At 66.4% G+C, this 12261-nt stretch carries 11 protein-coding genes and 1 tRNA gene; 9 read left to right on the top strand and 3 right to left on the bottom strand.

Annotated features, from left to right (window positions below; all coding sequences use genetic code 11):
* The first annotated feature begins 271 nt into the window (after positions 1-271).
* Positions 272-346 (top strand) — tRNA-Thr (locus V5F68_RS01945).
* Positions 347-580: 234 nt separating this feature from the next.
* Positions 581-1996 carry a PAS domain-containing protein gene (locus tag V5F68_RS01940; protein WP_509274654.1) on the top strand — a complete coding sequence of 472 codons (1416 nt, stop codon included), beginning with the start codon at positions 581-583 and terminating at the stop codon, positions 1994-1996.
* 115 nt (positions 1997-2111) lie between these two features.
* On the opposite strand, the gene V5F68_RS01935 is transcribed toward V5F68_RS01940, so the two are convergent.
* Positions 2112-3764 carry a glycosyltransferase family protein gene (locus V5F68_RS01935; protein ID WP_394014714.1) on the bottom strand — a complete coding sequence of 551 codons (1653 nt, stop codon included), beginning with the start codon at positions 3762-3764 and terminating at the stop codon, positions 2112-2114.
* 553 nt (positions 3765-4317) lie between these two features.
* Here V5F68_RS01935 and V5F68_RS01930 point away from each other — a divergent pair.
* Positions 4318-4671, top strand: a complete 354-nt coding sequence (locus V5F68_RS01930) for a DUF1428 domain-containing protein (protein ID WP_394014715.1) — start codon at positions 4318-4320, stop codon at positions 4669-4671.
* A 16-nt stretch (positions 4672-4687) separates the two neighbouring features.
* On the opposite strand, the gene V5F68_RS01925 is transcribed toward V5F68_RS01930, so the two are convergent.
* Positions 4688-5506: a GntR family transcriptional regulator gene (locus tag V5F68_RS01925; RefSeq protein ID WP_394100480.1), complete on the bottom strand. Its 819-nt coding sequence runs from the start codon at positions 5504-5506 to the stop codon at positions 4688-4690.
* 169 nt (positions 5507-5675) lie between these two features.
* Between V5F68_RS01925 and V5F68_RS01920 the strand changes: the two genes are divergently transcribed.
* Genes V5F68_RS01920 through V5F68_RS01895 form a run of 6 tightly spaced genes read left to right on the top strand, consistent with a single transcriptional unit; the run spans position 5676 to position 11501 of the window.
* Entirely contained in the window at positions 5676-6950 is a 1275-nt protein-coding gene (locus V5F68_RS01920; protein ID WP_394014716.1) for an ABC transporter substrate-binding protein, read from the top strand.
* Between the two features lie 15 nt (positions 6951-6965).
* A complete protein-coding gene (locus tag V5F68_RS01915) occupies positions 6966-7847 on the top strand; it encodes a branched-chain amino acid ABC transporter permease (RefSeq protein WP_394014717.1) in 882 nt (293 codons plus the stop codon).
* Entirely contained in the window at positions 7844-8857 is a 1014-nt protein-coding gene (locus V5F68_RS01910) for a branched-chain amino acid ABC transporter permease (protein ID WP_394014718.1), read from the top strand. The genes V5F68_RS01915 and V5F68_RS01910 overlap by 4 nt, the downstream gene beginning before the upstream one ends.
* A 3-nt stretch (positions 8858-8860) precedes the next feature.
* Positions 8861-9658: an ABC transporter ATP-binding protein gene (locus tag V5F68_RS01905; RefSeq protein WP_394014719.1), complete on the top strand. Its 798-nt coding sequence runs from the start codon at positions 8861-8863 to the stop codon at positions 9656-9658.
* Positions 9652-10374, top strand: a complete 723-nt coding sequence (locus V5F68_RS01900; RefSeq protein WP_394014720.1) for an ABC transporter ATP-binding protein — start codon at positions 9652-9654, stop codon at positions 10372-10374. The genes V5F68_RS01905 and V5F68_RS01900 overlap by 7 nt, the downstream gene beginning before the upstream one ends.
* Positions 10374-11501, top strand: coding sequence for a Zn-dependent alcohol dehydrogenase (locus V5F68_RS01895; RefSeq protein WP_394014721.1), 1128 nt, complete (start codon positions 10374-10376; stop codon positions 11499-11501). Before V5F68_RS01900 ends, V5F68_RS01895 begins: the two co-directional genes overlap by 1 nt.
* Positions 11502-11545: 44 nt before the next feature.
* Here the strand turns inward: V5F68_RS01895 and V5F68_RS01890 are convergent, their stop codons facing one another.
* The gene (locus tag V5F68_RS01890; protein WP_394014722.1) at positions 11546-12202 is read right to left on the bottom strand and encodes an antibiotic biosynthesis monooxygenase family protein; all 657 of its coding nucleotides are present in this window, start codon (positions 12200-12202) and stop codon (positions 11546-11548) included.
* Positions 12203-12261 lie beyond the last annotated feature (59 nt).

The raw sequence follows: 12261 nt of genomic DNA, 5'->3' as shown, positions 1-12261 counted from the left end.
ACGGCCCGTCGCGCCTTCCGCGCCTTGCGTCATGCGGCGCCTCGGCGGGCGGCCGGTACAGCCAGGGGCGGCGGGGAGTTAGGGTCGCTTTTTCGCGCCGATGCAAGGTTGACCACAGATCCGATGGACCACGGGCTTGCACCCTCAGCCGGCTTGTGGCAAGGAACCCCCCACTCGCGGCGGACCACTCCGCCGCCGGGTCGGTTCTGTTCCCTGCGTGCACCGATGCGCGCATGTCCCGGAGGTCCCCCTTCGGCCAGAACCCAAGGATGCTGCGGTAGCTCAGTGGTAGAGCACTCCATTGGTAATGGAGAGGTCGAGAGTTCAATCCTCTCTCGCAGCACCATCTCATCGCTCCAACATCCCGCATCGAAAGACCGCCGCCCATCGCTGCGGCGGCTGCAGACCGCTCTCTTGTGGCATCCGCCCCCGGCGCTGAAGGGCTCTGCAAGCTTGGCACAAGCGCACCCAGTCAGCTTGCACGCTCTTTGGCTTTCAAGGTGAGGGTGTTTCCATGCTCGCGGGTATGTTTCGGAGCGATGCGCAGAGCATTCTCCATGCGATAGAGAATTCGCAAGCCATGATCGAGTTCTCGATGGACGGCAAGATTCTGCGGGCCAACCCGAATTTCTTGAAAGTCATCGGCTATTCCGAAAACGAAATCGTCGGCAAGCATCATTCGATGTTCGTGGAGCCGGCGTATGTGACCACGCCTCAATATCGCGAATTCTGGGCTGCCCTCGGCCGCGGCGAATTCCAGGCCACCGAATTCAAGCGGCTTGCAAAGGGCGGGCGCGAAATCTGGCTACAGGCCAGCTACAATCCCGTGGTCGATCGCTCGGGCCACCCGGTCAAGGTCGTCAAGGTTGCGACCGACATCACCGCAGAAACCATGAAGAATGCGGATTATCGTGGGCAGATCGCAGCGATCTCCAAGTCGCAGGCCATCATCGAGTTCGAGCTCGACGGAAAGATCATCACTGCGAACCCGAACTTCCTCGGCGCGCTCGGGTACCAGCTCGATGAGATCGTCGGCAAGCATCACAGCATCTTCGTGGACCCGGCGGATCGCGCAAAACCCGAGTATCGCGCCTTCTGGGAGAAGCTCGCGCGCGGTGAATTCCAGACCGCCGAATACAAGCGCATCGGCAAGGGCGGAAAGGTTGTCTGGATCCAGGCCTCCTACAATCCCATCCTCGACGCCAGCGGCAGACCCTTCAAGGTGGTGAAGTTCGCGACCGACGTGACCCCGCAGGTGGATGAGCGGATCCGCCGCGAGGCCCTCGTGGTCAGCATCGATGCGGATCTCGAGCGCATTTCGGCTGCCATCTCCGAAACCAACGATCAGGCGACCGTTGCCGCCGCAGCCTCCACGCAAACCTCCAGCAATGTGCAGGCGGTCGCGAGCGGCGCGGAAGAGATGGCCGCCTCCGTGCGCGAGATCGGCACCCGCGTGACCGAAGCGCACCGGATGTCCGCCGAGGCGGTGAAGCATAGCGAGACCACCACCGGCATCGTCTCCGGGCTGGTGGGTGCGGTTCAGAAGATCGGCGAGGTCACGCGCATCATCACCACGATCGCGGAACAGACCAATCTGCTGGCGCTGAACGCCACCATCGAGGCGGCCCGCGCCGGCGATTCCGGACGCGGCTTCTCCGTCGTGGCCACCGAGGTGAAGAGCCTGGCGTCGCAGACGTCGCGGGCAACGGACGAAATCAGCGTTCAGATTTCCGCGGTGCAGGCGGCGACGCAGGAGGCCGCCAACGCCATCAATCTCACCTCCGCCACGATCTCGCAGATCAACGAGATCTCGTCCCACATCGCTAGCTCCGTGGAGGAGCAATCCTCGGTGACGCGGGAGATGTCGCAGAACATGCAGGTGGCCGCGGGCAACGTGCAGGGCGTGATGAACAACATGCTCGCCATCGCCGGCTCCACCAAGCTCGTCGACAGCGCCGCGCGGCAGGTGCGGGAAGCCTCACGCGCCCTGGTGTGACGCGGAGCGACACCAGGTTCCGCGTCCACGCCGCGGGCAGAAAAGGGCGAGCGGCCTGCTGTTCGCCGCCCATCCGCGCGCGTGTCCGCAAACCGGGCGCCGAGCGGCGGCGGGGCTAGTTTGCCGGGGCAGGCGTGCCCTTGAGCGCATCCGCCAGGGCACGGGTCTGCGGGGAGACGTCGGCGGCCGGGATCTGCATCTGGGAGAAGGTCACGGGCACGTCCACGTTATAGGCGCGGGTGCCAAGGCCCGATGTGACAATGCGGAATTGCGTCGGCACCGGCGCCACCTGCGCGGCGTCTTCACCCGCCGCGAGCCGCAGATATTCGCTCGGCCGCACGATGATGGGCGATATGAAGAAGCCGGCGCGCGCCATGGCGGGGATCAGTCGGAAGGTCACCTCGTTCCCCTCCGCCGTCTTCAGCTCCAGGAACACGGGCGGCGCGCGGAACACCAGGTTGAGCAGCCGTCCGAACAGCGTCGGGCGCAGGTCCATCGTGACGAACAGCGGATGCGGCGTCGCCGGCACCGCCATGGTCTCGCGCAGCCGCGCGGTTCCTGTCTGCACCTGGGTCAGCAAGCCGTTGAGCGGCGTGGCCCGCTTTTGCAGCAGCAGCATCTCCTCCAGGCTTTGCACCGGCTCATATTTGGCCAGGAACAGTGGCCAGAGCGCCCCTTCCGCGAGCGAAGGCAGGCGCCCGTCGATGGCCGAGGGCGCAAACAGCAGATAGTCGGGCGCCCGTGCGCTCTCGAAAAACGCGCGATTGTAGGCGATCAAGGACGGGGAATAGGTCGTATATTCCTGGATTGTGGGGCGCGGACGATAATTGAGCCCGTTGGCCAGCACGCGCGCCTGCATGTTGGGAATCATGTCCACCGTCCCGTCCAGCGCCGGTAGCGGATGGGCGGCGCGCAGCGCGGCGAGCGCACCCTGCTGGACCGCCCCCTGCTCGGCGAGAAAGGCGGCCGGGCCAAGATTGAACGCCACGCCGCGCCGCAGCTGCCTCCAGCCCTCATCAAGGGTGGCGACCGCCTGCGTCCAGGGCGTAACCGGCGGGTTCGCCCCCGGCACGGCATATTGCGCGGCGAGGATTGCGGCGACGATCAGGACCATGGAGGCGAACGCCGCCCGCCCCTCGCGCCGGACGCTGTCACTGGCGAGCAGGAGCATGGCGAGCACGCCGAGCGCACCCCAGGCGTGGCGCGAATGCATGTCGTGTCGCACGAAGCCGGTCTTGAAGCCGATGAACAGGACCACGAACACGAACAGGACGCGCGCCGCCTCCGTCCAGGCGACGCCACGATCCCGCCGGGCGCGGACCAGTGCGAGGCGCACCACGCAGCCGAGGAGGATCACCGCCAGCACAAGCCAGCATGTCAGCTCCACCCGGTCGCCAAACAGGCTCATGGCCTCGGTGAAGCCGGAACTCACCTCCAGGCTGGTCTTGAGGAACGCGGGCAGGTCCCGAAGGCTCTGCCCCAACGCAATGAAGAAGAACACCAAGCCGCCGACGAGCGACGCCACGGCAAGAGGGATTCGCCGGGCGCGCAGGCCGAGCCCGGCGATCAGCACCGCCGCCAGAACGGCAACCGGAAGCACGGAAAATTTGGCGAGCGCGATGGCGCCGCACAGGATCATGCCCGCATAGGCCGCGACCCAGCTGCGGTGCTTTTCCGGCCGCTCCAGCACGCCCCACACGGCGAGCACGGCCGGAACCGCCAGCATCGCATCGGTGGAAAAAGGGGAGAGGAGCAGGAAGACAGCCACAAGGATAGCCGCGAGAAGCGACCTGGCATTCCAGATAAACAAGATATAATAAGCGAAATATAAAACCAGAAGAGAGCGGACGAACACCGCAACGTAAGCGCTGTCTACCTGGAAATATTGCGTGTACAAGGCGGAGAACGGACCGCCAGTGAACATAAGATCCACGCCATAGCGCAGATCCCGGCCCTGGGATTCCGCGAGCGTCGCCGCCCAAGATGGATCGAGCCCATCTCCAATAAAAGAAAACTGAAATGGCCGGACGATACTTAAAAGCGACAGGGCAATAAAAACGTACACTACAATCGTTAGGCCAGAACGGATCCAGCTGCGCAGCGTGTTCTGCATGGGAGAGGAAAACCCTTCGGTCCTGCGTGCGGGTGAACGCCGGCGGGCGCAAAATAGCGGGCGCCCCGCGAAGGGTCAAACCGCACGGACCCTAAGTTTTCGCCGCGGCGCCAAAAAACGCGCCGCCCCCATGTCGGATCCCGCCGCGCGCGCACGTCCTTAGGGAAGGTGCTCACGTGCATCAGGTCCGCGACCCAGGGAGACGCAGATGAGTTATGTGGATGGCTTCGTGCTCGCCGTGCCGAAGGAAAACATGGCGGCCTACAAGGAACTGGCCTCCCTCGCCGGCACGGTCTGGAAGGAATATGGCGCGCTCGCCTATGTGGAATGCATCGGCGACGACATTCCCTATGGCAAGCTCACCTCGTTTCCTCGCGCCGTGCAGGCGACTGAGGATGAAGTCGTGGTGTTTTCCTGGATCGTCTACGACTCGCGGGAGCAGCGCGACGCGGTGAATGCCAAGGTCATGGCCGACCCGCGCATGAAGCCCGCCATGGAAAACATGCCCTTCGACGGCAAGCGCATGATCTACGGCGGCTTTGAGACCTTGCTGGAATTCTGAAAGCCGCGCGTCCGCGCTATGCGTCCAGCGTCTTGCGGGCGAAGCTCTCGATATAATCCACCAGGCGCGCCGCGGCGGTTTCCGCCGCCTCGGCATCGCGCCGGGCGATGGCGTCGGCCACGTCCGCATGCAGGCGCGCGGCCAGCGGCAGGTCGGCGACCTGCTTATAGTGCAGATACCAGAAGCGGCGCGAGAGGCCGTGCATCAGCCCCATGGAGCGCGTGGCGAATTCGTTGCGCGCGGCCTGCGCGATCAATTGATTGAAACTGCCGTCCAGGCGCATGAAGGCGATGTCGTCCTCCTGCTCCCCGGCGCTGCGCATGGCGGCGGCGATCTGCGCGAATTCCGCCCGTTCGCCCTCGGTTGCCCGTTCGGCGGCCAGCCCCGCCATTAGCCGCTCCAGCACGCGCCGCACTTCCAGCAGGCGCAATTGGGTGCGCAGGTTGATTTCCGACACCAGCACGCCGCGCCGCGGCAGCACCACCACAAGCCCGTCGCGCACCAGGCGCTGCAGGGCCTCGCGAATGGGCGTGCGGCCGATGCCGAGCCGTTGGGAAAGCGCGAGTTCCGAGAGCGCCGAGCCGGGCGGCAGCTGCAGCGTCGAGATCAGTTCCTCCAGCATGCGATAGGCGCGGTCGGTCAGGCTCGTGTCGTCGGCGGATTCGAGCTCGCCCGACGCACCCTGGGAAGCGGCCGGCGCCGGCTCCTGGAGCGGCTCGCTTGCAGGCGCCTTTGAAGCCGGCGGTTTCGCGCGCCGCGCCGCCGGCCGGGACACCGCGTCCACGGCCGCATCCTCTGTCGGGAGGAGCGTGCGATGCGTCGCCTTTTTCGCCATGGACTCAGCTCCGTGAATGCGCGTCGTCCTGTGTCATCACGGACGCTGGCGATGGTCAAGGCAGGCCCGACCGTTCGCCCGATCGAATTTCTTCCTTGCAGACATTCAAATCATATACTTATGATATGTTACAACTAAAGACGGGCATAGCCCGCTGGGGAGAACGCCAATGAACATCACCCGCCGCACCCTCATGGGCGGCATCGGGGCCGCTGGCCTCGCTGTCGCCGCCCCTGGCATTTTCGCGCCCGCCATCGCGCAGGCGAAACCCGTGCGCATCGGCATCCTGGCGCCCCGCTCCGGCGCCATGGGCACGGTGGGCGAATGCGGCATCCGCGCCGTGCAATGGGCCGCCGAGCGCATGAACAAGGACGGCGGCATCGCCGGTCGGCCGATCGAGCTGGTGATCGAGGAGGAGACCTCGCCCAAGGATACCATCGAGCGCTTCCGCCGCCTGGTGCTGCAGGAGAAGGTGGATTGCGTGCAAGGGCTGATCTCCACCGGCGTCAGCCTGGGCGTCGCCCCCGCCGCCGAGGAGGAGCAGGCGCTCCTCATCATGTGGGACGGCACCACCCAGGACGGCGTGAAGGAGGCCATGCCGAAGTCCAATTATGTCTTCCGCTCCACCGACAACGAGTGCGAGGCGGTGATGGCCTCGCTGCTGGCGATCAAGTATTTCAAGGGCAAGATCAAGCGCATCGCCGGCATCAATCCGGACTATTCCTACGGCCGCAACAATTGGGAAGCATTCCGGCAAATCCTCGCCCGCGCGGGCATCGAGGTGGAGGTGGTGGCCGAGCAATGGCCAAAGGTCGGCACCATGGACCTCACCTCCCATGTTGCCGCGCTGAAGGCGGCGAAGCCGGATTTCATCTTCTCCTCCATGCTGTTCGCCGATCTGCCGGTGTTCATGAAGCAAGGCTCGGCCGCCGGCCTGTTCGAGGGCGTAAACATCGCCCTCCCCGCGGCCGGCTGGCAGATCAACCAGCTGAAGAAGGAATTCATGCCCGAGAATGTGGTGTTCGGGCACAACACGCTGTATTTCGCGCTCCCCACCGCCTCGCCGCTGCAGAAGGCGTTCGTGGACGATTACATGGGCCGCTACAAGGAAGCCCCCCATTGGGAGGCGGACCGGGCCTATTTCGCCCTCGCCGCCTACAAGGCCGGGGTGGAAGCCGCCAACAAGGCCACCGGCCGCTGGCCCAAGCTCGAAGAGATCATCGCCGCCATTCCCGAGCAGAAGGTGCAGAGCCTCGGCGGGCCGGGGCAGTTCCGCAAGGACAAGATCGCCGAGCAGACCTTCTACCAGGGCCTCTCCACCAACAAGAATACTTACGACTTCCCCACCCTCTCCACCGTGGACAGCTTCACGGCTGACCAGCTCCAGAAGCCGCCGGGCGTTGATTTCTGGGATTGGATCAAAACCTCCAAGCTGCCGGTCTGAGAGGGCACCCGAGACATGACCGTCTTCATCGACGTGCTCCTCGGCGGCGTGTTTCACGCCGCCATTCTTTTCCTCGTGGCCGCGGGCCTGCAGCTGGTGTTCGGCGTCCAGAAGGTCGTCAATCTCGCCTGCGGCTCCTTCTATGCGCTCGGGGCCTATTTCGGCATCACCGCGGTCGGCATCGCCACCCAGCTCGGCCTGCCGAGCGTGCTGGTGCTGCCGGTGCTGATCCTGGCGGGCCTCGCCATCGGCCTTGTGGGCCTGCCGGTGGAACGGGTGCTGCGCACCGTCTACAAGCGCGACGAAAGCTATCAGCTTCTGATTACCTTCGGCTTCCTGCTGATGTTCCAGGATGTGTTCCGCTTCTTCTGGGGCGCGACGCCGCGCACGCTGGACAATGCCTATCTTGTCTACGGCACGGCTGAATTCCTGGGCGTCCAGGTGCCCACCTACAATCTGCTGGTGATCGCGGCGAGCATCGCCATCGCGCTCGGGCTCGGCCTGTTCCTCCAGCGCACCCGCATGGGCCGCATCATCCGCGCCACGGCGGAAAACCGGAACATGACGGAAGCCATGGGGGTGGATTCCAACCGCATCTTCGCCGCCGTCTTCACCGTCGGCTGCATGCTCGGCACGGTGGGCGGGGCGCTCGTCGTGCCGGCCTCCGCCTCCTCGCTCGACATGGCGGTGGAACTGGTGGTGGAGGCGTTCGCGGTGGTGGTCATCGGCGGGCTCGGCTCCATGCGCGGCGCGCTGGCGGGCGCGCTCATCGTCGGGCTGATCCGCGCGGCGGCCATCATGGTGCTGCCGGAAGCGGAAATCCTGTCCATCTATGTGGTCGTCATCGCGGTGCTCATCCTGCGTCCGGCCGGCCTTTTCGGGAGGGCTGTCGCGTGAGAACGGAAACTTCGGTGCGCACGGTGGCCGCGCCCTCCGCCCCGCCGCTCTCCCGCCCCAAGGGCTTGTGGGCGCTGCTGGTGATCGTGGTGGCCATGGCGGCGCTGCCGCTCATCGCCTCCACCTACACCCTCACGCTGATGGTGCCGTTCTTCGGCTTCGCCATCGCTTTGCTCGGCTTCAACCTGCTGTTCGGCTACACCGGGCTGCTGTCGTTCGGCCACGCCATGTTCCTCGGCATCGGCGCCTATGCCGCGGCGGCGCTCACCAGCAAGCTTGGCGTGCGCTCGTTCGAGCTGATCCTGCTCACCGCGATCGCGGTGTCGGCGCTCATCGCCCTGCCGGTGGGCTATCTGTGCGTGCGCTACACACGCATATTCTTCGGGATGCTGACGCTGGCGTTCGGCATGCTGTTCCACTCGGTCCTGTTCAAATTCTACGGCCTCACCGGCGGTGACCAGGGCATGCGGGTGGTGCGGCCGCTGCTGTTCGGCATCGAGTTCGAAGGCGGGAAGACCGCCTTCCTCACCGGGCCGTTCTATTATTACGCGCTCGGCCTGCTGGCGGTGCTCGGCTTCGTCATGTGGCGCATCGTGCGCTCGCCGTTTGGCCTGCATCTGCAGGCGATCCGCGAGAATGCGCAGAAGGCGTCCTATCTCGGGGTGCAGGTTTCGCGCACGCGCCTCGCCGCATTCATCATCTCCGGCATCTATGGCGCCGTGGGCGGGACGATCCTGGCGGTGGCGATCGGCCTGGCGGACCCGGAGATGGTCTATTGGACCCAATCCGGCAACCTCGTGTTCATGGCGGTGCTGGGCGGCTCCGGCTCCTTCGTCGGGCCGGTGATCGGCGGGCTGGCCTTCGTCCTGCTCCAGGACAGCGTGATGGCGGCGACCCAATATTGGCGCTTCGTCATGGGCGCGATCCTGGTGCTGCTGGTGATCTTCTTTCCGCGCGGCATCGCCGGCATCGCCGGCGACGTCGTCGCCCGCTTCAAGAAGGGATCTTGATCCATGGCCACCCTTCTCGCCGCCCATGGCGTCTCCAAGAGCTACGGGGCCTTCCAGGCCCTGCGCGAGGTCTCCCTATCGATCTCGGACGGGGAGTTCATCTCCATCGTCGGGCCGAACGGCGCCGGCAAGAGCACGCTGGTGCACGTGCTCACCGGCCTGTTGAAGCCCACCGCCGGCCACGTGCACTTCCACGGCGCCAACATCGCCGGCATCGGCCCGGTGGAGCTGGCGCGCCGTGGCATGGCCCGCGGCTTCCAGCTGGTGAACATCTTCCCCGCCCTCACGGTGCGCGAGACGCTGGCGGTGGCCGCCGCCTCGCGCCTGAAGCGCATCCGCAACCCGTTCCGCTCGCTCACCCGCGACAGCGAGGTACGCGCCGACGTGGAGGAGGTGGCGGACATCTTCAACCTGCGCCACCGGCTCGATCAGCCGGCCTCCGCTCTCTCTCAGGGCGAGAAGAAACTGCTCGATGTGGCGAGCGCCTTCGCCTTGAAGCCGCAGCTCATCCTGATCGACGAGCCCACCTCCGGCGTCTCCACGGGCGACAAGCATTCCATCATGGAATTGCTGGTCAGCGCGGCCCGCCGGGCTGGGGTGCGCGGCATCATCCAGGTGGAGCACGACATGGACCTCGTGGCTCGCTATTCCGACCGCATCATCGCGCTGCAAGGCGGCACCGTGCTGGCGGACGAGCCGCCGGCGACCTTCTTCCGCGATCCCGCGCTGATCGCCGCCGTGGTCGGCACGCGCCCGCCCAGCGTTCCCCATAAATCCGCAGCGGAGGCCCGCCCATGCTGACCCTGTCCGGGCTGAAGGTGGATATCGGCGGCAGCCGCATCCTCAACGGCATCGACCTCACCGTGGCGCCGGGCGAACTGGTGTGCCTCATCGGCCGCAACGGCGCGGGCAAGACCACGACGCTGCGCTCCATCATGGGCTATCGCCGCCCGGTGGCCGGCTCCATCGCCTTCATGGGGCAGGAACTGACGCGCCTGCCCACCTTCAAGATCGCCCAGCTGGGCATCGGCTTCTCGCCCGAGGAATCCGAGGTCTTCGGCGATCTCACGGTGGCCGAGAACATCGCGCTGCCCACCTGGACGCGCCCCGGCGGCGAGGGCAGCGAGGCGCGCATCGAGCGCGCGCTCACCGTCTTCCCCAAGCTGCGGCAATATCTGCACCGCGGCGGCATGCAGCTCTCCGGCGGCGAGCGCAAGATGGTCTCGGTCGCCCGCGCGCTGGCGCTCGATCCGCAATTGCTGCTGCTCGACGAACCGTTCGAGGGGCTCTCCCCCGCCATCATCCCCATCATCGGCGCCGGCATCGCCGCCATCCGCGCCATGGGACAGGCGGTGCTGATGGCGGAATCCAACGTCCATCATTTGCCGGAGGATGTGGACCGCCTCTATGTGATCGAGCGCGGCGAATTGATCTTCTCCGGCTCGGTGGCGGCCGCCCATCGCGACAAGGACGTGATGCGCGTGATCGCCGGCGAAGTGGAGCTGGATCCCGCCTGATGACCGCGCCTCCCTCGTTCCCGCTGCGCTATCGCGCGGCGGTGCTCCACGCGCCCCATGCGCCTTTGTCCATCGAAACCGTGGAAGCGCGCGCCCTCGCGCCGCGCGACGTGCTGGTGCGGGTGAAGGCCGCCGGCCTGTGCCACACCGACCTGGAAGTGATCGAGGGCGGGCTGCGCTATCCCCCGCCCTTGGTGCTCGGCCATGAGGCGGCCGGCATCATCGAGGCCGTCGGCCACGACGCGCAGGGCGTGAAGGTGGGCGACCATGTGGTGCTCTCCTGGAATCCCCATTGCGGCCACTGCTTTTATTGCGACCGGTCGCTGCCCATCCTGTGCGAGGGCTATCTCGCGGAAGGACCGAAGGCGCGGGCGCTGGACGGCAGCGCCAAGGCGCATCTCGCCGACGGGCGAGAGCTGGGCGCGCTCATGTTCCTCGGCGCATTCGGCGACTATTGCATAGTGAGCGACCAGCAGGCGATCGCGGTGCCGCGCGACCTGCCGTTCGATGAAGCCTGCCTCATCGGCTGCGGCGTGATGACCGGGGTCGGCGCGGCGCTCAACGTCGCGCGGATTTCGCCCCGCGACACGGTGCTGGTGCTCGGCTGCGGCGCGGTCGGGCTCGCTGCCGTCCAGGGCGCGCGGCTCGCGGGGGCCGAGCAGATCCTCGCCGCCGACCTCAGCGACGAGAAGCTGGCACTCGCCAAAAGCATGGGCGCGACCCACACGGTGAACGCGCGCACCGGCGACGTGGTGGAGACCGCCCGCACGCTCACGAACGGGCGCGGCGCGGACGTGGTGCTGGAATCCGCAGGCGCGCCCATCGCCTTTCGCACCACGCTGGAGGCGGTGCGCCCGGGCGGCGAAGTGATCTGGCTCGGCAAGATCGACGTGGCGAACGACGTGGCGTTCCGCTGGGGGGCGCTGATGGGGGAAAAGCGCATCCGCCGCTCTTCCTATGGCGGGGCGCGCCCGCACAGCGATTTCCCCTTCCTCGCCCGCGCGGCGCTGGAGGGCCGGCTGGATCTCAAGGGCCTGATCTCGCGGCGCATCGCGCTCGCCGACATCAACGAAGGCTTCGCCGCATTGAAGCGCGGCGAAACCATCCGCAGCGTGATCGAGATGTAGCCAAGCGAGTCCCACCCGCTGTCGGCGGGCCGGGGAAGGTCCGCTCAGCCGGCGTGCGGTGCCTCGGGATAATATTGGGGTGCCTCGCGGCGATCGAACATGCCGTAATCGCGGATGATGCGCACCCGCAGGGCGCGGCGCGCCTCGCCCTCCGCCGCCTCCCAGGCCGGAAGCGGCGCGGCCTCTTCCAAGGGGAACAACAGCAGGCTTTTGCCGGGTGCGTAGATGCTGTCGTAGATCTCGCAGTGCGCGAGATCGATGCCGGAGTCGGCCAGAAGAGCCGACAGTTCCTCTTCCGCAAGAAACGCCCCGGCGGAGGCGGTCATCGCCACCTCCAGGATGCCGACGCCCTTGGCGCTGCCGACCTGCGTCGCGTCGAAGCGCTGCTGGAGCGGCGCCGCATCCCCGGCGCTGTCGCTCACCGCCTCGCCGATGCGCAGGTGATAATCCTCGAAGGTCTTGGTGCGCCCCAGCTCCTGCACGGCGTGGTGGCGCCCCTCGGTGCGCCAGCGCACCAGCGCCTTTTCATCCCGCCACAAAGAGAAGGACAGCAACAGGCCGGGCGTGCGGCGCGCGGAAAAACGCTCCACCGAAAGGAAGCCATCCATGGCGATCAGGCGCGGCCGCAGCTCCTGCGCGAGGGCGAGATAGGCGTCCCACTGATCGGCCCGGGGCCGGACTTCGAAAATCACCGCGAACATGCCGTTTGCCCCGCGCGCAATGGCGCCATTGCTGTGGTTGAACAAGGGTTCCGCACCTT

The sequence above is a fragment of the Roseixanthobacter pseudopolyaromaticivorans genome, from assembly GCF_043195145.2.
In the GTDB taxonomy this organism is placed as follows: domain Bacteria; phylum Pseudomonadota; class Alphaproteobacteria; order Rhizobiales; family Xanthobacteraceae; genus NCEH01.
The sequence above is the reverse complement of the archived record's forward strand: the minus strand, read 5'-3'. Positions and strand labels throughout refer to the sequence as shown.

Coding starts and splice junctions, on each gene's coding strand:
- V5F68_RS01940 (WP_509274654.1), top strand. CDS start 581: ATGATCGAGTTCTCGATGGACGGCAAGATTCTGCGGGCCAACCCGAAT.
- V5F68_RS01930 (WP_394014715.1), top strand. CDS start 4,318: ATGAGTTATGTGGATGGCTTCGTGCTCGCCGTGCCGAAGGAAAACATG.
- V5F68_RS01925 (WP_394100480.1), bottom strand. CDS start 5,506: ATGGCGAAAAAGGCGACGCATCGCACGCTCCTCCCGACAGAGGATGCG.
- V5F68_RS01920 (WP_394014716.1), top strand. CDS start 5,676: ATGAACATCACCCGCCGCACCCTCATGGGCGGCATCGGGGCCGCTGGC.
- V5F68_RS01915 (WP_394014717.1), top strand. CDS start 6,966: ATGACCGTCTTCATCGACGTGCTCCTCGGCGGCGTGTTTCACGCCGCC.
- V5F68_RS01905 (WP_394014719.1), top strand. CDS start 8,861: ATGGCCACCCTTCTCGCCGCCCATGGCGTCTCCAAGAGCTACGGGGCC.
- V5F68_RS01900 (WP_394014720.1), top strand. CDS start 9,652: ATGCTGACCCTGTCCGGGCTGAAGGTGGATATCGGCGGCAGCCGCATC.
- V5F68_RS01895 (WP_394014721.1), top strand. CDS start 10,374: ATGACCGCGCCTCCCTCGTTCCCGCTGCGCTATCGCGCGGCGGTGCTC.
- V5F68_RS01890 (WP_394014722.1), bottom strand. CDS start 12,202: ATGTTCGCGGTGATTTTCGAAGTCCGGCCCCGGGCCGATCAGTGGGAC.